Genomic DNA, 20,060 nt, shown 5'->3' with positions numbered 1-20,060 from the left:
ATATAAAGTTTCAACTATTTTTTCTTACATTGCAGTATACCTTTAGACAGTTCCCTACTTTATTTCATTTCTATTTTAGCGGTGTTTCGATCATGGTTAGGATGATTGCCTAATGTTTCCGTGATCAGTATTTAAACTGGCTAATTTCCACTGCAGCGAAAGCTCAGTATCAGTCCTCTTCTTACCAATTGCATTCTCCTGGCAACGACGTCGTATTTTCTAACTCAATACCAAGATAAATGCTAAAGATCCTTACTGTTTTTTTGTTGGCTCTGCTAACGACCTGGACGCTGCACGCACAATTAAAATTAGACGTTGAAGGTCCCGCATCAATCCGGGGAAACTTAGTCCTGGGTGATCCCGAAGCAAGCATCTCCGGCCTGGATATGCTTGTCGGGGTAAACGATTTGCGGTTCTCCGCAGAACTAGCCGCCGGGGAACAGATGCGCCTGACTCCGGCCGGCTGGTTGGGCATCGGTACCATTAGTCCGAATTTCAAATTGCACGTAGAGGGCGAGACCCAAACCGTATTGGGACTGGCCAATACCAGTGCCGGCGGACATACTTTCGGGATCTATTCCCTCGGCGCGAGTAATTCCGAAGGAGCCGGTAATTTCATGATCCGGGACGAGACGGCCGCCAGCAATCGTTTTTTTATTAGTACTGTCGGAAATGTCGGCATTGGCACGATCCAGCCGAATGCAGAGAAATTAAGAGTCATTACGGATGGCAACGCCGCTTACAGTATTCGAGCGGACAATGAGAATACGGCCGGACCGGAACAAACCGGAATATATAGTAGCGTACGGGGTGCGGGATCCGGGACCAGGCTCGGTGTCTCCAGTCTTGTGGATACGGGTGCGGATGCAGCGGACGGGCAACACTTTGCCGTCTACGGCAGAGTAGCTAGTCAAAATGCCTCGAATCTGACCGTCGGTGTCATCGGGATAGACGAGGCCGCGGGAGCCGGAGCGCATTACGCCGGCTATTTTATCGGCGATGCAATTGTAACGGGCACTTTTGATAATCCTTCCGATGAAAAATTGAAAACCAATGTCCGCAGCCTGGATCAGGCCGTAGACCGGCTTATGGCCTTACACCCGGTAAGCTATGAATTTCGTACCCGGGACTATCCGCAGATGCGCCTGGCCCAAGGGCCTCAGATGGGATTCATCGCCCAGGAAATGGCCCGGGTATTTCCGGAACTGGTCAAGGACAACCGGCACCCGGAAATGGCTAAAACCAGGGATGAGGAGGGAAGACCAACCGCCTATTATCCTTCCGTGGATTATAAGGGGGTCAACTACTCCGGCTTGATCCCGGTACTCACCCGGGCTACCCAGGAACAGCAACAAAAGATACTGGACCTGGAAAGCCAGGTAGCTAACCGCGACCGCCACATTGCCGGCCTGGAAGATCGGCTGGCCAAACTGGAAGCGATCGTGGCCAAACTGGCCGCAACGGAGGACGGCTCTACAGTTGTGCCGGTAGGTGACGCCTCCCTGCTGCAAAACCAGCCGAACCCCTTTACGGAAACGACCAGTATCGTATATACGGTTCCTACGTCCGTTCGTAAGGCAGAATTGCGGATCACCGACGCCGGGGGTCGACTGCTGAAAACCGTGGTAATCGATCAACGGGGTGAAGGTCGCACCCAACTACAGGCTCAAAGCCTGAGTGCCGGCACCTATTTTTATAGTCTGGTACTGGATGGCAAGGTACAGTCTACACGGAAAATGGTGCTGACTCCCCGCTAGACTTAGTGAGGATGGATACGATCAGGGGCTGATTCACCGCCGGCCCCTGATCGTAATTGTAGATTAAAAGGAATTCAATGTTCCGGTTCTTCACCGGCCATCTCTTCTTATTTTCAAAACTGTTCACTACATAGTTCCTTATTGACCACCGCCCCGGCAAAATTCCCGCCGGCTACGGCACTCGCTACGGACCGCATGGGCGTGGTATTGTCCCCACAGGCAAATACGCCCGGTACACTGGTTTGCTGCATGGCGTTTACTTCAATAAATCCCTGCTCCGTCAATTGGCACCCCAGACTTTCGGGGATATCGGAATGCTGGACAAATGGCACCCGGGCGTAAAGCGCTTTTATGGCTACCGGAGGGCCGTCGGTAAAGTGGATACGCTCCAGTTGCCCGTTTTGGTGTTCCAGCCTTTCGATCAGCCTATTTTCTACCTTGATCTGGTTTGCCGTTAGTTGAGCGGTCTGTTCGGCGGTAAAATCCGACTGACCGTTGGTGAAAATGGTCAGATCATCCGTCAGATTGTTTACCAGGCTGGCGAGGTGCATGGCGGTGTCTCCGTGGTCCAGTATACCTGTGATCTCCCCTTTCACTTCGTAGCCGTGGCAGTAGGGGCAGTGGATCACCGAGATCCCCCAGCAGTCGGCAAATCCTTCATTATCCGGGAGCAGATCCTTGATCCCGGTGGCAAAAACCAGCTTTTTGGCGCTATACGTCTGGCTCGTACGCGTGGTGATCGCAAAACCCTCATCGGTGGCGTTGCCGCTGATGGCGAAGTCATTGAGGAAGCTAACCGTACGGTATTGGAGTACCTGGGTGCGGGCTTTTTCCGCAATAACGGCCGGCTTTTCCCCATCCTGGGTGATAAAATTATGGGAGTGGGGCGTTTGCCGGTTGCAGGGCCGGCCACCGTCAATGATCAGTACTTTACGGAGCGAACGCCCTAGTGCCATGGCTGCTGACAAGCCGGCGTAGCTGCCTCCGATAATGATCACGTCGAAATGGTTGTTATCGTTCATTTGCTATGTTTTACTGGAAGATCAAACCGGTAATAGTTGTCAAAGTTAGTAATTGTTTTTATTATTGCAATTCAATTGCATTAACAAAATGAAAAGACGAAATACTGCAGCCAAACAAACGATCCTGGATATCCTGCAGGCATCCCGGTCGGTGCCCCTGAGTCAGGAAGATATCGAGCAAAAGGTAGCGGGCAAGATGAACCGGGTAACGGTCTACCGGGTACTGAATAGTTTTTACGAAGATGGATACATCCACAAGATCCTGGCGGATGACGGTAAATATTACTTTGCGATCTGCCTGAATTGCCGGGAAGACGATCACCACCACGATCATTTTCATTTCCGCTGCCTCAATTGCCAGAAGGTAGAGTGTTTGCAGGAAGAGGTTAAGGTGCAACTACCCGGCGGCTACCGGCAGGAATCGGTGAATTGCCTGATCACGGGGTATTGCCCGGAGTGCGCGTAGTGGGTGACTCGGAGAGGGAGTGAATGGGTGATGGGGAGAGGGGGTGAGGGGGAGAATGTCCTCGGGCGAGAAATTGTGATATGTCTTTTTTAGGCGCAATATCAGTTGCAATTACAATGGCAGGGAAAAGGCAACTTTGGGTCCATCTTTGACCTCTTCGCCTGATTTGGAATGATTGAAATTACTATTGCCATTGGATTTGCCATTTTTTATAGGTCATCATTTGGAAACTTAACGACTCTGGGGAGAGTAGGAGAATGCCTGATCGGCGACCACTAAATTTGGTGGATCATCCGGCCATTTTACCATTTTTTTGTAATTAGCCGGCTTAATTTTTTTCGTAACTAATTTGGTAGAAGCCATGCGGTCTACGGTAAACGGGGAAACAACGGCCGGATAGACCAGGAATAGATAAATATCAAGCCATTCCTGCTACCGTCAACCATCGACCATCGACCATCAACCGTCGACCATCAACCGTCGACCGTCAACCGTCACCAGTGGACCGTCACCCATCTACCAAACAAATACCACCCAATGTTCTTCACCAATTATCAATTCAGACTGTTTAGTGTCCTGCCGCTTGCCCTACTGGGTTTTTTTCTGTTGAAAAACGGGCCGGACAAAAAAACGGAGGATTTCGCGGTCATTGCCTACTATGCCGGTAACGGACAGGATCTGGACAAATACGAATGGAACCGGATCACCCACGTTATCTATAGCTTTTGTCACCTCAAAGGGCAGGAACTGGCGGTTGACAACGCCAAAGACAGCATCACCATCCGCAATCTGGTGGCGCTGAAGAAACAGTACAAGCACCTCAAAGTATTGCTTTCCCTGGGCGGCTGGGGCGGCTGCAAAACCTGTTCACCGGTATTCGCCACCGACGAAGGTCGGGAGGTCTTTGCCCGTTCCGTGAAAAAGCTGACGAAAACCTACCGCACGGACGGCCTCGATCTCGACTGGGAATATCCCGGGATCGAAGGGGTGCCAGGCCATCCTTTTATGGCCGAAGACAAACAAAATTTCACTATGCTGGTGGAGCAATTGCGGCGGAAACTCGGAAAAAAGGCCATCCTAAGTTTTGCGGCGGGCGGTTTTGAGAAGTACTTCGAGCACTCCATCGAGTGGGATAAGGTCATGCCGCTGGTAGATTACGTCAACCTCATGAGCTACGACCTGGTTGGCGGATACAGCAAGGTCACCGGGCACCATACGCCGCTTTATTCCAATCCGGATCAGACGGGTTCGGGCGATTACGGGGTACAGTACCTGATCGATCTTGGCGTGCCTTCCGAAAAGATCATCATCGGAGCGGCCTTTTACGGGCGTAGCTGGAGCGGCGTGAAAAATGTCAATAATGGATTGTACCAGTCGGGCACTTTCAAATCTTTTATTCCCCACCATCGATTCGATCAGGCGCTGACCGCCGAGCAGGGTTTTGTTTTCTATCGCGACCCTGTGTCTAAGGCGCCTTACGCCTACAGTGCAAAATTGAATGAATTTGCCACCTTCGACGATGAGGTGTCCATCCGACTCAAGACCAAATACGCAATGGATAAAAAATTGGGCGGCATCATGTTCTGGCAACTGACCGACGACCGGACGGATGGCGGCCTGCTGCGCGCCATTTCGGAAGGTATGGACCAAAACTGATGGATTAGATCAGGCACCTTCATGTCATATACCGGGTCCCGTATCGCCCCCGGTAAACTTTAAGCTGAGCCATTCCGAACGCTCCGGGTATAATTGTTATCCGTAGCATTCGGAATAGCTCGGGTTTCGGCGCGAACAGCTCCCTTTTTCTTTCCCATATTACGGAATAATTACGATTCTTCACTACCTGCCAAAATCCGCTATTGCCCGGCCATTTTGGAGGCAGCCTACTATTAAGCAGCTAAAAAAATCACATTTTCCTTGTAACCTTTTTGCTACTTCGGCGACTATCTTTTCTGAATATGACTTATTTTAAAAATCGTTCTCAAAAGATGGAAGGCATGAATCAGCAAAAACAGACCCTTTTTATGGAGGCTTATGCCTCCTGTCATGATCCCTTTATCCGGTATTGTTCTGCATTGGCTTACAACAAAATAGAACTGGAGGATCTGGTGCAGGATGTATTAGTGACGGCCTACGAGCAATTCGAAAATATCAGAAAAAAGGACCGCCTGTTGCACTATTTGATCCGGGCTGCCCGTAACCGGGCGATCAGTACCTGGCGACGATCCAAGCAAAGAGAAGGGTTACAGGAAGCTCACCCCAGTTGGTGCCGACCCGGAACTACTTCGCCGGAAGTGATCCTCGATATCCAGCTGTTATACCAACTGATGACCAAACTGCCGGACGAACAAAAAGATGCTATTTTGCTCTTCGAAATAAGCGGCTTCAGCATGAAAGAAATCGCGGAGATCCAGCGCTCCACCGTGGGAGCGGTCAAAACGAGGATCAGCCGCGGTCGCAGCAGTTTGCGGAAGATGATCGAGGAAAAACCGGAGTCCAAATCGCTGCTGGGACTATTGTTATTTCTGCGTGATCCTATTTCCGACGAGGGTTTCCGAAGTCAAAGAATAAATGATTCGCTGCAAAAGCTGCCACCAAAAATAGAACAAGAGGAGATTGCCAAAATGATCAATGCCCTGCCGGACGGGGCCATGACGAACAAAGCCTGGTTTTCCCGGATCAATTTCACTCCATTGGTAGTGGGTGCAATTGGCCTGGCAATCCTGGTTATGGTCTTATTCAATTTCCTGCCCGGTGCACCACTTACCACAGGCACAGATACTTCCGTTTCCGTGGAATCTCCACAACCCGATAACTTAGCTCTGGCCAACGGATTCCCCAACTCCGTGGATAATCCCCTGCCGGCATCTTCCGAACCAGTAAAAGCCTTGCTCAAAGGCGTGGTTCTCGATCCGGATGCGGAGGGGCTGTACCTGTTAAAAGTCACCCAGGATACCCGAGGGGAAAAGGTTCGTATTCCAGTCGTTAACGGTGCTTTTGAGTACGAATTGGTTACCGATCACGAGGAGGCCTTCCAACTTATCTACACGCATGAACTGGATATGGCTGGAGCGTGGAGGCCGATCGTATTCTTTGCCGAACCCGGAGAGATCGACTTCGTGCTGCAGGAGTCGCAGCGGGCGGACGAAAATAAGATCGAGGGAGGTGAATTGAACCGGCTGTGGACGGAATTTCAGACCCTTTTTGAAACGAAGTTCTACGGCCAGTATGCTCCCATCCAGGCTAAAATGAGGGAATTGTTCCAAAATGATGAGTACTCAAGCGATTCCATGAAAGTATTGCTCCAGGCGGTGAGAGATCCGAAAGACGAAAAGGAGCGAACCGATCTTGGGCGAAAGATCACTGCCCTGCGGGACGAGGGCCTGCATCTGAGTCCAAAAGCTAAAGTACTGGATGACCAGCGGAAAATTATCGATCAAAAGGCGCTGGACTGGCGGTACGATTATATCAGCAATAATCCCAGCATTATGAGCTATTATCTACTGTACCAGGACCTGAAAAGGTCGGGTGAAAATAATGGTAATATCGGGGAAATGGCTGTGGCCTTTGAGGAATTCAAGAAGTTGTATCCCGAGCACCCGTACACAAATATCATCCGGGAAATGATCTTCAGTTTTAAGGCGATCAAAGTAGGCGGAGTTTACGAGGATTTCATTGCGCCGGACCTACAGGGTGTAGAGCATCAGTTATCGGATCTGAAAAAAGGTAAGATCTTGGTACTTGATCTATGGGCCTCCTGGTGTCGTCCCTGCCTGCAAAAAAGCCGGGAACTGATACCGGTGTACAGAGACTACAACGGGCCTGATTTCACAGTCGTAGGCGTGGCCCGGGAATTCAAAAATACCGAACGACTGGAAAAAACACTCACCAGAGAGCAGTACCCCTGGATGAATTTACTGGAACTGGATGATCAAAACGAGATCTGGTTGAAGTACAAAATCCCGTTTTCGGGGGGCGGCATTTTCCTGATTGACCGGGAAGGTGAGATCCTGGCTATTGAACCTACGGCCGAAGAGGTCCGGAAGATCCTGGAAGATCAGGGTATTCCAAAGACTAAACGTTAGCCTTTTGACTTGCTCTCTCTGATAAAATACAATTGGCCGAAGCGGTACACTTCGGCCAATTTTTTGCTTTTTATAACGACTTGGTGCTGGAACCGGAAGCTAAGGCTACCGGCGTTTACACCACTTGCATCACCGATATCTTTCCTAATTATCGGAAACTTTCATTGATATTTTCCAGTGCTGCGGCTCCCGGATTCAGGTCCGTTTCCTGCAGACTGTTCAGCGGGCGGTGCACGGTATTTTCCAATTCGTGCAGGTCCCGGCTCTCCTGGTCGATGTACAACAGGCCGGTGAGGATCTCCCCTTTGGATTTGGCTTCGTAGAGCCGGTTGACCGCCGAACCGCGATCCGTCGGATCCCAGTTGGGCGCCAGCTTGTGGAGCTGGATCCGGGAACCGTCGTGCAACTTCACATTTTTGGAAGAGCCTTCGGCGTAATCGACCGTGATCTCCTTTTTCTCGGGTACGAAGTCAATGGTAGCGGTAGCTTCCAGGTGGGCCCGTACGTAATCGTAGGATTTCGTCGATTCGGGCTTATTATTGAAAGTTACGCAGGGAGACAGTACGTCGAGGAAAGCAAATCCCGGGTGGGACATTGCCGCCTGGATCAGGGGCACCAGCTGGGTTTTATCCCCGGAGAAACTCCGGCCCACAAAAGTAGCGCCGAGTTCGAGCGCCATCCCCACCAGGTCGATAGACTGGAACGGATTGATCGCGCCGTCTTTGCTTTTTGAGCCGGCATCGGCGGTAGCCGAGTGTTGCCCTTTGGTCAGACCGTAACAGCCGTTATTCATCACGATGTACACCATATTCAGGTTCCGGCGGATAGCGTGGACGAACTGCCCCATACCGATGGAGGCGGTATCCCCGTCACCGGAAACCCCCAGATAAACCAGGTCCCGGTTGGCCATATAGGCTCCGGTAGCAATGGATGGCATCCGGCCATGCACGGAATTGAAGCCGTGGGAGTGACTCAGAAAATAGGTCGGCGTTTTGGAAGAACAACCGATACCCGAAAGTTTAGCCAGTCGGTGCGGCTCCAAGGACATTTCGTAGCAGGCCTGCACGATCGCACCGCTGATGGAGTCGTGGCCACATCCGGCGCAAAGCGTGGAAATGGCACCTTCATAATCAGCCCGGGTAAACCCAATATCGTTCTTGGGCAGCCCCGGGTGTCGGAAGGATGGACGTATATAGGTCATAATTTCTTTTCAGTTTTGAGCCGTGACCGGAACCCTCAGCACTATCGCTGATCGCCGATCTTCGAACGGATTATTTATGATTAACCGTTGCCGGCATTAATTCATTAATGATCTGCCCCTTGATGTTATCCGCAGTAATGGGCATGCCATCGTAATTCAATACGGAGATCAATTTTCCTGGATTTACATCCAGTTCGTTGATCAGCAGGGTCCGCATCTGAGCGTCCCGGTTTTGTTCGATAATGAAGATCTGGTCGTGTTCCTCCACAAACTGCTCCACTTCCGCACCGAAGGGGAATGCCTTCAGGCGCATGGAGTCGATCACCAACCCGTCGGCCTCCAGTATATCCATGGCTTCCAGTGCGGCGTAAGTGGTGGTGCCGAAGAAGATCATGCCCGTATCACTTTCTTTACCATCCTGGTACAATTCAGCGGCGGGAACGTAGGTTTTGGCCGTGTTCCATTTTTTAACGAGGCGATCCACGTTGCGTACATAAGCCGCACCGTCTTCGGTGTACCGGGCGTATTCATCGCGGGAAGTACCGCGGGTGAAAAAGGCCCCTTTGCTGGGGTGCGTGCCCGGAAGCGTGCGGTAGGGAATACCGTCTCCGTCCACATCGAGGTAACGGCCGAATTCCTTTACGCGTTCCAGATCCTCAGCGTTGAGTACTTTGCCGCGATCGTATTTCCGCTCGTCGTCCCACTTGAGGGGAGGGGAGAGGTGATCGTTCATACCGAGATCCAGATCGGTCATCAGCATGATCGGCGTTTGCAGCCGGTCCGCCAGATCAAAAGCCTGGGCGGTCATCTCGAAGCATTCCTTCGGATTGGCCGGCAACAGCAGTACGTGTTTGGTATCACCGTGGGAGGCGTAGGCCGTAGACACGAGGTCCGATTGCTGGGTACGGGTGGGCATACCGGTAGACGGGCCGCCCCGCTGTACATTGATCAGTACCACCGGGATCTCGGCAAAGTAGGCCAGCCCGATAAATTCATTCATCAGGGAAACTCCGGGACCACTGGTAGCCGTGAAGGCACGTGAACCGTTCCAGGTGGCGCCGATCACCATTCCCATAGCGGCCAGCTCGTCTTCAGCCTGGATTACCGCGAATTTTTTCTGTCCGGTTTCCGGATCTATCCGCAGGCGGTTGGCGTAACGTTCGAAGGCCTGGGCCACCGAAGTGGACGGCGTGATCGGATACCAGGCTACCACCGTGGCGCCGCCGTAGATGGCGCCGAGCCCGCAGGCCGTGTTGCCGTCGATCACGATACGGTCACCTACCAGGTCGCGGCGCTCCAGGCGCAACTGCAGTGGGAATTCGTAATTTTCCCGCACGTAGGTACGCCCCAGTTCCAATGCCTGGATGTTGGGTGGGATCAGTTTCTCTTTTTTCTTGAACTGATCCTTGATCATATCTTCCAGTACGTTGAACTCAATATCCAGTAAAAGCGATAATGCGCCGACGTAGATGATATTTTTAAACAGCTGCCGTTGCCGCGGATCGCGGTAATTTTTCATCGAAAGCTCCATCATCGGAATACCGATATAGTGGATATCATCCCGGATGAACTCCTCGTGCAACCGCTTGGTATTATCGTAGATGAAATAACCGCCCGGACGGACGGACTGAACGTCCTTCATCATACTCTGCGGATTGACGCAGACCATGATATCGACGCCGTCACGACGTCCCAGATAATCCTTTTCACTGACCCGTACCTCGTACCAGGTCGGCAATCCCTGAATGTTCGAAGGGAAAATATTCTTGGGAGAAACCGGAATACCCATCCGGACGATCGATTTGGCAAAAAGGTTATTCGCACTCGCCGAGCCCGTTCCGTTCACATTGGCGAAACGGACCACCATATCGTTTACTCCACTAAGTTGCTGCATGTCTGTCCTGCTTTTGTAACTTGGTATAAATATTTCTGCATGTCCCAGGCGGATGTGGGACAACGTTCGGCACATAATCCGCAATGAAGACAGACATCCTCATCCTTGATCATGACGCGTAGAGTGGGAAGCGTTTCGGATACATAAAGCTCCTGGTCCGTATTCTGCGCCGGGGCGTTGAGCCGTTCGCGCAGTTCCTCCTCCTCTCCGTTTTTAGTAAAGGTGATACAACTGGTAGGACAGATATCCACACAGGCGTCACATTCTATACAGCGGCTGGTGTTGAATACGGTCTGCACATCGCAGTTCAGACAGCGCTGGGCCTCTTTGAAGCCGAGGCGCTCGTCGAAACCGAGTTCGACCTCCACCTTCCGGTTGGCCAGGGTTTTTCTTTTATCCTCGTGGGGTACCGCGTAGCGATCGTCATTGGTCACGCCGCTATCATAGATCCATTCGTGGATACCCATTTTCTGACTGATGAGGTTGGTGGTTGGTCCCGGCCGGTCCGTCAGCACATCATCTCCCTGACAGAACAGGTCGATGGAAATAGCTGCCTGGTGACCGTGCGCTACCGCCGTGATCACATTTTCCGGACCAAATGCCGCATCACCCCCGAAAAATACATGGGGAAGGGTTGACTGGAAGGTGACCTTATTCACTACCGGCAGGTCCCATTTGCCCAGTTCCAGTCCCAGGTCGCGTTCGATCCAGGGGAAGGCATTGTCCTGACCGATAGCGATGATCACATCATCCGCTTCGATGAACACGTCCGGCTCGCCGGTCGGGATCAGCTTACGGCGTCCGTTCTCGTCGTATTCGGCCCGTACATTCCCAAAGATCACTCCTTTGAGTTTGCCGTTTTCCACCACAAATTCCTTGGGAGGCATATTGTTCATGATGGGAATATCCTCGTGCTGGGCATCATCGATCTCCCAGGGCGAGGCCTTCATATCTTTGAACGGACTCCGCACCACTACTTTTACCGCTTCGCCACCCAGGCGGCGGGAAGTACGGCAGCAGTCCATCGCGGTATTACCACCGCCCAGTACGATCACTTTTTTGCCTACGCTTTTGATGTGCTCAAAGGCCACGCCGGCCAACCACTCGATACCGATGTGGATGTTGGCGTCCGCTTCTTCCCGGCCCGGCAGATTCAGGTCGCGTCCTTTCGGAGCGCCGGTACCTACGAAGATCGCGTCGTAGTCTTTATCGAGCATGTCCCGCATACTGGAAACGTAGTGATTGAAGTGCGTGTGTACACCCATGTCCAGGATGTAGTTAACTTCCTCGTCCAGTACGGTTTCGGGTAATCGGAAGGCGGGGATCTGCGTGCGCATCATGCCGCCACCTTTATTCCATTCGTCGTAGAGATGGATCTCGTATCCGAGAGGAGCCAGGTCACGGGCTACGGTCAGTGAAGCCGGGCCTCCGCCGATCAGAGCGATCTTTTTACCGTTGGACGCAAAAGGGCCCTGTGGCATCAGATGTTTAACTTCTCCTTTATGATCGGCAGCTACGCGCTTCAGGCGACAGATAGCTACGGGTTCTTCCTCGTCTTCGAGACGGCCTCTTCGGCAGGCCGGTTCACAGGGACGGTCACAGGTGCGTCCCAGGATGCCCGGAAAAACGTTGGATTCCCAGTTGACCATATAGGCCGCGGTGTAACGCTCCGCTGCAATCAACCGGATGTATTCCGGGACCGGCGTGTGGGCCGGGCAAGCGTACTGGCAATCAACGACCTTATGGAAATATTCCGGGTCTTGAATGTTCGTCGGTTTCACAATCTACCTCGTTTTTTATTTGTTCATTTCGAGCTCTTATCCGTGCAATATAATGCACATATTGAAAAAGGACAAAGAATAAATCAATAATTGAACTCCTTGTGAAATTTTATTGCAAATTTATTGTTGCAGATATTTTTTTACACAAAAGCTAAAGGAACTGCGGTTAGGGGGAGTAGGGCAACACTTACTTTACCTTAAGGCCCAAAAGCACATGGAAAATCTGCGACTTCCGGGCCGCCACTACTTCCCACAAATACGGTCTGGCACCATCTCCACATTTTCTCATCTGTTAAAATTTTCTAAAATAAAGTTACATCCCACAATCCGCCCCGTCATAAATGCGAATCAAAACCTCGATAACATGAAAAACAAGATCACTGCTACTTTACTGTTTTTCGCTACTACACTGACTTTCAACGGACTGATGGCGCAAACGCCCGGCCCCGTACACGGCAACAAGACCGAACCGGAAGTTCAGAAAGAAGACGACAGATCGGAGGATGGCACCTACAATCACCAGGAAACGAAAGAAAGAGAAAACTGGAAAAAAGATAAAGGCCGTAAAGGCGGAAAAGAAAATGCCCGGAATAATGGGAAAAAGGATAAGACCAGTTGCGAAGAAGGGACCAACGACAGAACTGGCTACCAGGGGCAAAAACGTGCAGAAAATCACGCGAAGGGACTCAATAAGGAAGAATTCAAACATACGATGAGAGCCGGTAAAGGGCAAATGAAAAAAGAAGACAAATCCTTCAAAAAACATCCCATCTTCGAGCGTAGAGCGGACGCCCGGAATGGCAAAGGTGAAAAAGGATAAAACCATTCGGTAAACGGCAGTCGGTGGGAGCACAATTCAGACCATAAACAATCATAAACACTGACTGCGGTTGCCGGATCAAAATACTATAAAGTCTTTTAGGGCCGGTAGCAACCGGCTGCTGCTTAATGAAAATGGATGAATATTCGGGGGCTAAACTGCTGCAGGTAGTTTAGCCCTTTTTTATTGTCGGGCTAGAACGGGGACTTTGTAGAGTCTGGGAAATACGGAAAAGCGACCAGTCGTCAGCAAGATTTATTGAGCCGCCGGCTTTTACCGCTAGTCGGGAAGTACTAATTTTGAACCGGCCGGAGAGATGCCGCCCATTCCCCTTTTAAAAATTGAGTATGATCACCTACCGAACCGCTACCCCCGATGATACGACGGCCATCGCCCGGCTGCACACCCAAAGCTGGCAACAGCACTACCGGGGTATGATGAGCGATCGTTATCTGGACGAAGATATCAGTGCTGAACGACAGGCCGAATGGCAAAAGCGCATGGCGCAACCCAATCCCGAACAGTATATACTGCTGGCCATGGACGGCGAGGAAATTTGCGGCTTTGCCTGCGTCTATCTCAACCACGACCCGGAGTGGGGCGCACTACTGGATAATCTGCACGTGCTGCCCAACTGGCAGCGCCGGGGTATTGCCCGTCAGCTGATCTACCGGACGGCGGCCTGGGTACGGGAAAAAACACCTGCGGCAAAATACCATCTGCTGGTGCTGGCGGGAAACCACAATGCGATCAAATTTTACGATAGCATGGGGGGAAAGAACGTCAAAAAATTATTTTACGACGTCCCCTACGACCGTAAGGAACCGGTCTATCTGTACGTCTGGGACGATTGGGACCGGTTGTTGCCGGCCTGAATAACAACGGGCCTTCGGTCGAAATCATTTCGACCGAAGGCCCGGATCAGTTGCCAAGCGAAAGCAGCGAGTCTTTGTCGGCAATCTGGCGTTTGGTAACCTCTGATGATCAGATCATCACCCGCTCAAAACGCCCGTAAGTACGTGCGCCTTCCCGCACGCCGCGCGCTGTCTCAATGTGTTTGAGGTAGAACGTATCTTCCGGAGGCATTACACTTTCCGTCCGGGTACCGCGGTGCAGTTGTTCGTAGGTGTCATAGTCTACCGCCTGCCGCTCCTCCAGCCGTTCGAATAACTGGAAGCGCTCGACCAGTTCCCGCCAGCCGGGCTGCAGGCTGCCCACAAATACCTTGGATTTAGAACCGCTGCCGTAGCCGAAAAAGCCGATGCGACCGTCTTCGAGATCATCCTGTTCCCGCTGGGCGACCGCCAGGGTGCTCATCAGCGAAAGGAACAAGGACCCGGCGTAGAGATTGCCCATCAGGGATGAAGCCCGCTCTCCCGCCTCGATCTTTTCCTGCACAAATGCCCGGTAATCGGCAGTTTTGGTTACTACTTTCAGCAACTGAGCGTTGGCCTTCTGAAAAGCTTCCGGCGATTCAAACTGCTCGGGTTGGGGATCACTTAGTTCATTTTTTGCCGCCCAGGCTGTCCATTCGCCCCGCTTGCGCAGGGTATCGACAAAGATCTCGGAAAACATCCGGCGGGCCTGGTAGGCGTACGGCAGGTGGAAGACCAGGCGATCCCACTTATCGATGATGGGCAGATCGGCCGACTGACCGGACTGGGCCAGGTAGTGACCGAGGGCTTCACCGATCCGCTGCTGGTAACAATCGTTGGAATAGGGGCCGTCAAATACCGGCGTACTTTTATGAAGGTTCAGCTGGGCTTCATTCGCGTCCAGGATACCTTTTACTTCAATGGATTCGGACAATTGTTCCACCAGCGCTTCCACGTCCATCCGCTGATCGTCGAACAGATTGAGCACCTCGCGAATAATATCCGCTTTGCTCACCTGCCGCAGCGGTTTGAAAAAGTCATGCACCGGTCGGGTGGCTACGCCCCAGTCGGGATCGATGCTCAGCAGACGGGGATTTTCCCGGACCAGCAGAGCGATAGCTCCGGCGCCCTGGGTATATTCTCCTCCGGAACCCAATTCGTAGCGGGCAATGTCGGAGGCCACTACGATCCCGATCCGGTCGCTTCCGCCACGTACCCAATCCAGGGTGTTTTGCAGGGCATCAACGGCACCCACGCAGGCAAAAGTGAGATCGACCACATCGCAGTGGAGCAGGCAGTCCGGTCCGTAAGTGGGTTCAAAATAATCATTGAGCATGTCCAGGGTGTAAGTAGCGGTGGGTTTTGCCCCATCGAGTGCGCTTTCCGTACCCAGGTAAATGCGTCCGATCCGGTGGGGATCAATATCGTTCTTGAGGATCAGTTCCAGCACTGCATTGGCGGCCATGGTGGCGGCGTCCTCGTGCGCGTCGGTGATAGACATGGCTTCCAGCCCCAGCCCTTTATTCAGTTTTGCGTATTCCAGATCCCGGGCTTCGGCCAGGTCGGAAATAGGGAAATATAAGTGCGGAATGTAGGCCGCCATATCATCGATGCCGATGGACGTGCGGTGCGCTTGGTTGGATACCATGATATTTATTTTAGCTTGGCGCAGGGAGCAGAAATGCCTGGTTCCGGACGCCCTCTATATCTGAGTTCCGTTCCCTGCTATCTGGAAAAATTACAAATATAGGATACGAAACAACAAGTTTATAATTAGGTTCAATCCTCGATGGCCTCGCCGATCAGGCGCAGCCCGTCGAGGGTAAGGTTGGGGTTGATGATGAGAAAGTCGTTTCGTAAAGGGTGCAGAATAGAGGAAAGCCCACCGGTAGCGATGGCCTGGTAGTGTTCGCCCAGTTCGGACCGGATGGAACGGAGCATGTGGCGAACCAGACCGACGTAGCCGATCAGTACACCGCTTTGTATGGCGTGAACGGTGTTTTTACCCACCGCACTTTCCGGCATTTCCAGCGGTACTTCCGGCAATTGGGCCGTTTTCTGGAAGAGGGCGCTGATAGCGGTCTTTAAGCCCGGTACAATGGAGACCCCGAGAATATGACCCTGGCCGTTGACGGTGGTGAAGGTAAGCGCCGTACCGAAGTCCACTACGATGCTGTCTTTGCCGTAGAGATAATAGGCGGCGGCGGCATTGGCCAGCAGATCCGTCCCGATCTCATTGGGCCGGTCGATCTGTAACTGCAGGGAATGGTAAATATCGGGTCGAAGGGTAAAGGCCTTTTTATGGAGTAAATGCTGGGAGAGGTGTTCAAAAATCGGGATCAGGTCCGGCACTACACTGCTCAGGATCAGTCTCCGCACATTCAAAGGCGTAATATTGGCTTCGAGCAAACGCTGTCCCAGTTGCATCTGGTAGTACATTGGCGCTTCCCGGTCGGTACGGGTGGGCAGCCGCCAGACGTGTTTCCACTTTTCTTCGTGGTAGAAGCCGAACGTTACATTGGAATTGCCGATATCGATTGCTAGTAGCATAAGTAAATAATCGTAAGTATTGTGTCGTTAGTGGTAAGTAACCCGATTTTTGTAGTTTTATCGCTGACGATATTCCGTGCCCAAAATAATTAAAAAATGGATACTCAGATCTTTAACCTGCAACGCAAGGTTTTGCGCTACAAAGAAGTGCTGCAACAAACGGACATTTACCGGCAAACCTGGAAGGATAGCCTGAAAAAGGAGATCATGGACCAGTTGACTCAGTTGGCGGAAGCGTCCGGACTGGAAGGGCAGGTGGAAGAGCGCGGCGACCTGGAAAACCTGGAGGCCGTGGTGTTTACCCTCGGATCGGCGCGTAGCGGTATGTTCCAGCAGGTGAACGACGATTTCCAGCGGGATCTGGTGAAATACAATGGCGCGCTGGTGTACCAGCAGTTGTTCAACGGAAAGATCGTGGTGCTGGTCCAGTATCCGTTCATCGAGGGGTACAGTGAGCCCAAGCAACCCAAACAGATCGCGATCTACCGGCCGGCGGAACTACAGGCGCCCTTCTTTATCCGGCATCTGGAAACGTTCATTACCGAGATCACGCACTGGGAGGATTACGACGATGATGAGCCGGCGCAACGCATTGGATTTCAACGGAATTTTGCACCCCAAACCGATGAATCTTAATAAAAATAATCGGTTGCGCGCTTTCCGCTAAACCCTTTCTCTCATGATTTCCGAACTCAAAAACAAATGGCTAATGTGCCGATTGCTCCTCTGTACCGTTTTGATCATTTTGACTCAACTGGCGGTTGCTCAATCTGATCCCGACCTCCGGAGTCGACCCCTCACCATCGGAGAAACCCTCGAATTTTATTCGACGGTATTGGATGAAGACCGAACGCTTAATGTGTACCTGCCTCCCGGCTACGGCGAGGACTCTCTCCGGACCTATCCGGTGATCTACCTTCTGGACGGCTCCCAGGATGAGGATTTTATTCACATTGCCGGATTGGTACAATTCGGTAATTTTCCCTGGATCGATATGCTGCCGGAATCCATTGTGGTCGGTATCGCGAATGTAGACCGGAAGCGGGATTTTACTTACCCTACTACCAACCAGCAGGACCAGAAGGATTTTCCGACCAGTGGCGGATCCGCAAAGTTTACGCAGTTTTTGAACGAAGAATTACAACCGCTGATCGAGGATCGCTTCCTCACCGAAGGCACCACAACGCTCATCGGACAGTCCCTCGGCGGTTTGCTGGCTACGGAGATCCTGTTTAAACAGCCAACGCTCTTTGATCATTACATCATCATCAGTCCGAGTTTGTGGTGGGATGATGAATCGCTGTTGCAATACCAGCCGTCCTGGCCGAAAGCGCCGGGCTCGGTTTACATCGGTGTGGGAAAAGAAGGCAAGGTCATGGAAAGTGTAGCGCGGGCGCTATTTGAAAAGGTCAGATCGCTAAAGCCGAACGGTGAAGACGTGTATTTCGGTTTTTTCAAGGCCCTTACCCACGGCGATACGCTGCACCTGGCGGTTTATGATGCCTTTCAGAAGATCTTTGCCAAAGATTGATCTAAATCCCTAAATTAATCTCCGTCTCTAAAACCTGAAACATGAATGACGCGAATATCCGGGATATTCCCGAGATCTATCCCCGTCTGCTCGAACGTTGCGAGGAGATCGGCTTTACCATGCCTTCCGATCTGTACATTGGTACATTGCTGAAGACCCTGATCAGTGCAAAACCCGGTGGCCGCTTTCTGGAACTCGGTACCGGCATCGGCCTGTCCCTGAGCTGGATGCTCGACGGCATGGATGAACAGTCCCATCTGACCACTATCGATAATGATCCGCAACTGGCGGAGATTGCCCGCGAATTTTTCGGGGAAGTACCCCAACTGGAGATTCTATGTCTGGACGGAGGAGCGTGGATCCGGGACTATGAGGGGGAAGGGTTTGACCTGATCTTTGCCGATGCCTGGCCCGGAAAGTATTTTGACCTGGAGGAAACCCTGGATCTGATCCGACCCGGTGGATTTTACGTTATTGACGATATGCTACCGGAGCCCAACTGGCCGGAAGGACACGCGGAAAAAGCCGATCATCTAATAAGCTTCCTGGAGAACCGTCCGGATCTCCGGTTGACTAAAATGAACTGGTCGACCGGTGTGATCGTGGCGGTTCGGACGGAAGTATAAGTCGCCGGGGCCTCAGCGACCGGATTCCTGCCTTTTTAGTGAACATCAGAGGGGACAAATGCCTTATAAAAGAGTAAGTTATTATAAAATTTGTATATCGAAATGGACATTTTACCCTCAGAAGATCAAGCCAAAGAATTAGCCATTACCGCCGCTGCCATCGGCACCGGCCTCTTAGTAAAGAAAGGATTGGAATCCGGCTATAAAAGAACTTTTCAAGAAGATCCTCCCAATGCCGTTATCGACCGTGATGTCAACTGGCCAAAAGCCCTGAGCTGGGCCCTGATCACCGGTACGGTGATCTACGGCGTCAGGATCGCCATCAAGCGTTATGGCGGCCAAAAACTGATCAGTGATCAATACGATTAAACGATAAACTATAGAGGGAGAGGAAGCCGCGTGTTCACCTTGTCGCTGCCTCCTTTCCCCAAATGCTCCACCTCATATCCAAACTGCTCACCTACCCAAACGCTTAACCTAACCCTCTTCCCGTAATACCAGAGCCGCCTTCAAGCCGTGATGATCCGACCCATCCAGCGGGACGCGTTCAAAATTGTACAGGTCAAAATCTTTACTGGCAAAAATGTGGTCCAGCGGATAATTGATCAGTAGTCTGTTGGCGTGGAAAGTGGGAAAGAATCCCCGACCGATACGCGGGTCCAGGATCTCACAATCCATTTTAAACCGCTTGATGTATCTCGACCAGTTGATATCATTCAGATCACCGGCTACGATCGCCGGGATCTTTGATTTCCTGATCAGTTTGGCTACTTCGTATCCCTCCTGATCCTTGGTCGGAGTATCGTATTCGAATTGCGGTGCGGGCGGTGCGGGATGAATGCCGAAAACCCGGATCCTTCGGCCGTTACTTCCTTCCGTGATCACATCGACGGAAGGGATATCTTCTTTTACCAGAAATCGAATATGCTTTTCCTTTAGCTTTTTGCGGGAATAGAGCGCCAGGCCATAACCCGATTCCAGGGGATATTCCAGATAATCCCGAAAGCGATCGCGTAACCCGTCGGCCAGTTTCTGCCATTGTTCCGTAAATTCAATAAGCAGTAAAATATCCGGATCGTGCAGATCAACGGATCTTTCCAGCGCGTCGATATTGTCGTTAGACATGAGGATGTTGTGGAGCAGCACCGTAATGTGGGGCTCCTTTTCCGTACTGTCCATAATCTCGCAGCGGCTGAAAGCCGTATATAAGATGATCTCTCGGGTCAGGACAGTGACCATCACGGTGATCAGCAGCATGCTGATGAATTTAAACCCACTCCAGGGCAACAGGAAAAGAATGAGAAAGAAAAGGACAGATAATATGATTATTTTCAGAGGGCGCAGGGATTCCAGGAACCTGGTCCACCACCTTTCGATGGGGAAAAGAGGAATGACGGAGAACAGCAGAAAAACGTAAGTAAGGGCGTAAATGAGGGTTTCCATTGGGAATAC

General features: G+C 51.7%; 17 protein-coding genes. 10 read left to right on the top strand and 7 right to left on the bottom strand.

Annotation, left to right across the window (positions count from 1 at the left end):
- Positions 1-239: 239 nt before the first annotated feature.
- Positions 240-1,757 (top strand): tail fiber domain-containing protein, encoded by a 1,518-nt coding sequence (locus CRP01_RS26280; RefSeq protein WP_099153095.1) that lies wholly within the window; start codon positions 240-242, stop codon positions 1,755-1,757.
- Between the two features lie 113 nt (positions 1,758-1,870).
- Here CRP01_RS26280 and CRP01_RS26275 read toward each other — a convergent pair whose 3' ends face one another.
- Positions 1,871-2,779: an NAD(P)/FAD-dependent oxidoreductase gene (locus CRP01_RS26275; protein ID WP_099153094.1), complete on the bottom strand. Its 909-nt coding sequence runs from the start codon at positions 2,777-2,779 to the stop codon at positions 1,871-1,873.
- Between the two features lie 88 nt (positions 2,780-2,867).
- On the opposite strand from CRP01_RS26275, the gene CRP01_RS26270 reads away from it, so the two are divergent.
- From CRP01_RS26270 to CRP01_RS26260, 3 genes are all read left to right on the top strand, one after another.
- Positions 2,868-3,245 carry a Fur family transcriptional regulator gene (locus CRP01_RS26270; RefSeq protein WP_099153093.1) on the top strand — a complete coding sequence of 126 codons (378 nt, stop codon included), beginning with the start codon at positions 2,868-2,870 and terminating at the stop codon, positions 3,243-3,245.
- A 537-nt stretch (positions 3,246-3,782) separates the two neighbouring features.
- Positions 3,783-4,901 (top strand): glycoside hydrolase family 18 protein, encoded by a 1,119-nt coding sequence (locus CRP01_RS26265; RefSeq protein WP_099153092.1) that lies wholly within the window; start codon positions 3,783-3,785, stop codon positions 4,899-4,901.
- A 341-nt stretch (positions 4,902-5,242) separates the two neighbouring features.
- Positions 5,243-7,330, top strand: a complete 2,088-nt coding sequence (locus CRP01_RS26260; RefSeq protein WP_170110546.1) for a sigma-70 family RNA polymerase sigma factor — start codon at positions 5,243-5,245, stop codon at positions 7,328-7,330.
- Positions 7,331-7,478: 148 nt separating this feature from the next.
- Here the strand turns inward: CRP01_RS26260 and CRP01_RS26255 are convergent, their stop codons facing one another.
- The 3 genes from CRP01_RS26255 to CRP01_RS26245 form a co-directional block, all read right to left on the bottom strand.
- The gene (locus CRP01_RS26255; RefSeq protein WP_099153090.1) at positions 7,479-8,531 is read right to left on the bottom strand and encodes a 2-oxoacid:ferredoxin oxidoreductase subunit beta; all 1,053 of its coding nucleotides are present in this window, start codon (positions 8,529-8,531) and stop codon (positions 7,479-7,481) included.
- A 70-nt stretch (positions 8,532-8,601) separates the two neighbouring features.
- Complete coding sequence (locus CRP01_RS26250) at positions 8,602-10,425, bottom strand: 2-oxoacid:acceptor oxidoreductase subunit alpha (protein WP_099153089.1); 1,824 nt, start codon at positions 10,423-10,425, stop codon at positions 8,602-8,604.
- Positions 10,404-12,206: an FAD-dependent oxidoreductase gene (locus CRP01_RS26245; protein ID WP_099153155.1), complete on the bottom strand. Its 1,803-nt coding sequence runs from the start codon at positions 12,204-12,206 to the stop codon at positions 10,404-10,406. Before CRP01_RS26245 ends, CRP01_RS26250 begins: the two co-directional genes overlap by 22 nt.
- A 364-nt stretch (positions 12,207-12,570) precedes the next feature.
- On the opposite strand from CRP01_RS26245, the gene CRP01_RS26240 reads away from it, so the two are divergent.
- Both CRP01_RS26240 and CRP01_RS26235 read left to right on the top strand, forming a co-directional pair.
- Complete coding sequence (locus CRP01_RS26240) at positions 12,571-13,026, top strand: hypothetical protein (RefSeq protein ID WP_099153088.1); 456 nt, start codon at positions 12,571-12,573, stop codon at positions 13,024-13,026.
- A 347-nt stretch (positions 13,027-13,373) separates the two neighbouring features.
- Positions 13,374-13,901: a GNAT family N-acetyltransferase gene (locus CRP01_RS26235; protein WP_099153087.1), complete on the top strand. Its 528-nt coding sequence runs from the start codon at positions 13,374-13,376 to the stop codon at positions 13,899-13,901.
- A gap of 109 nt (positions 13,902-14,010) precedes the next feature.
- Here the strand turns inward: CRP01_RS26235 and CRP01_RS26230 are convergent, their stop codons facing one another.
- A complete protein-coding gene (locus CRP01_RS26230; protein WP_099153086.1) occupies positions 14,011-15,549 on the bottom strand; it encodes a hydroxymethylglutaryl-CoA synthase family protein in 1,539 nt (512 codons plus the stop codon).
- A 131-nt stretch (positions 15,550-15,680) separates the two neighbouring features.
- Positions 15,681-16,451 (bottom strand): type III pantothenate kinase, encoded by a 771-nt coding sequence (locus CRP01_RS26225; protein WP_099153085.1) that lies wholly within the window; start codon positions 16,449-16,451, stop codon positions 15,681-15,683.
- A gap of 96 nt (positions 16,452-16,547) precedes the next feature.
- On the opposite strand from CRP01_RS26225, the gene CRP01_RS26220 reads away from it, so the two are divergent.
- From CRP01_RS26220 to CRP01_RS26205, 4 genes are all read left to right on the top strand, one after another.
- On the top strand, positions 16,548-17,087 hold the full coding sequence (locus CRP01_RS26220) for a hypothetical protein (protein WP_099153084.1): 540 nt from the start codon (positions 16,548-16,550) through the stop codon (positions 17,085-17,087).
- Between the two features lie 73 nt (positions 17,088-17,160).
- A complete protein-coding gene (locus tag CRP01_RS26215; RefSeq protein ID WP_099153154.1) occupies positions 17,161-17,982 on the top strand; it encodes an alpha/beta hydrolase in 822 nt (273 codons plus the stop codon).
- A 41-nt stretch (positions 17,983-18,023) separates the two neighbouring features.
- Positions 18,024-18,608: an O-methyltransferase gene (locus CRP01_RS26210; protein ID WP_099153083.1), complete on the top strand. Its 585-nt coding sequence runs from the start codon at positions 18,024-18,026 to the stop codon at positions 18,606-18,608.
- Positions 18,609-18,710: 102 nt separating this feature from the next.
- A complete protein-coding gene (locus CRP01_RS26205) occupies positions 18,711-18,977 on the top strand; it encodes a DUF4235 domain-containing protein (protein ID WP_099153082.1) in 267 nt (88 codons plus the stop codon).
- Positions 18,978-19,085: 108 nt separating this feature from the next.
- Here the strand turns inward: CRP01_RS26205 and CRP01_RS26200 are convergent, their stop codons facing one another.
- On the bottom strand, positions 19,086-20,051 hold the full coding sequence (locus tag CRP01_RS26200) for an endonuclease/exonuclease/phosphatase family protein (protein ID WP_099153081.1): 966 nt from the start codon (positions 20,049-20,051) through the stop codon (positions 19,086-19,088).
- Positions 20,052-20,060: the final 9 nt, after the last annotated feature.

The sequence above is a fragment of the Flavilitoribacter nigricans DSM 23189 = NBRC 102662 genome, assembly GCF_002646595.1.
In the GTDB taxonomy this organism is placed as follows: Bacteria; Bacteroidota; Bacteroidia; order Chitinophagales; family Saprospiraceae; genus Flavilitoribacter; species Flavilitoribacter nigricans.
Note: the sequence above shows the minus strand (reverse complement) of the source record. Positions and strands in the feature narration are given on the sequence as shown.

What these genes read in the sequence shown, in the direction of transcription:
- CRP01_RS26280 (WP_099153095.1), top strand. Translation starts at nt 240, where the DNA reads ATGCTAAAGATCCTTACTGTTTTTTTGTTGGCTCTGCTAACGACCTGG.
- CRP01_RS26275 (WP_099153094.1), bottom strand. Translation starts at nt 2,779, where the DNA reads ATGAACGATAACAACCATTTCGACGTGATCATTATCGGAGGCAGCTAC.
- CRP01_RS26270 (WP_099153093.1), top strand. Translation starts at nt 2,868, where the DNA reads ATGAAAAGACGAAATACTGCAGCCAAACAAACGATCCTGGATATCCTG.
- CRP01_RS26265 (WP_099153092.1), top strand. Translation starts at nt 3,783, where the DNA reads ATGTTCTTCACCAATTATCAATTCAGACTGTTTAGTGTCCTGCCGCTT.
- CRP01_RS26260 (WP_170110546.1), top strand. Translation starts at nt 5,243, where the DNA reads ATGAATCAGCAAAAACAGACCCTTTTTATGGAGGCTTATGCCTCCTGT.
- CRP01_RS26255 (WP_099153090.1), bottom strand. Translation starts at nt 8,531, where the DNA reads ATGACCTATATACGTCCATCCTTCCGACACCCGGGGCTGCCCAAGAAC.
- CRP01_RS26250 (WP_099153089.1), bottom strand. Translation starts at nt 10,425, where the DNA reads ATGCAGCAACTTAGTGGAGTAAACGATATGGTGGTCCGTTTCGCCAAT.
- CRP01_RS26240 (WP_099153088.1), top strand. Translation starts at nt 12,571, where the DNA reads ATGAAAAACAAGATCACTGCTACTTTACTGTTTTTCGCTACTACACTG.
- CRP01_RS26235 (WP_099153087.1), top strand. Translation starts at nt 13,374, where the DNA reads ATGATCACCTACCGAACCGCTACCCCCGATGATACGACGGCCATCGCC.
- CRP01_RS26230 (WP_099153086.1), bottom strand. Translation starts at nt 15,549, where the DNA reads ATGGTATCCAACCAAGCGCACCGCACGTCCATCGGCATCGATGATATG.
- CRP01_RS26225 (WP_099153085.1), bottom strand. Translation starts at nt 16,451, where the DNA reads ATGCTACTAGCAATCGATATCGGCAATTCCAATGTAACGTTCGGCTTC.
- CRP01_RS26220 (WP_099153084.1), top strand. Translation starts at nt 16,548, where the DNA reads ATGGATACTCAGATCTTTAACCTGCAACGCAAGGTTTTGCGCTACAAA.
- CRP01_RS26215 (WP_099153154.1), top strand. Translation starts at nt 17,161, where the DNA reads ATGTGCCGATTGCTCCTCTGTACCGTTTTGATCATTTTGACTCAACTG.
- CRP01_RS26210 (WP_099153083.1), top strand. Translation starts at nt 18,024, where the DNA reads ATGAATGACGCGAATATCCGGGATATTCCCGAGATCTATCCCCGTCTG.
- CRP01_RS26205 (WP_099153082.1), top strand. Translation starts at nt 18,711, where the DNA reads ATGGACATTTTACCCTCAGAAGATCAAGCCAAAGAATTAGCCATTACC.
- CRP01_RS26200 (WP_099153081.1), bottom strand. Translation starts at nt 20,051, where the DNA reads ATGGAAACCCTCATTTACGCCCTTACTTACGTTTTTCTGCTGTTCTCC.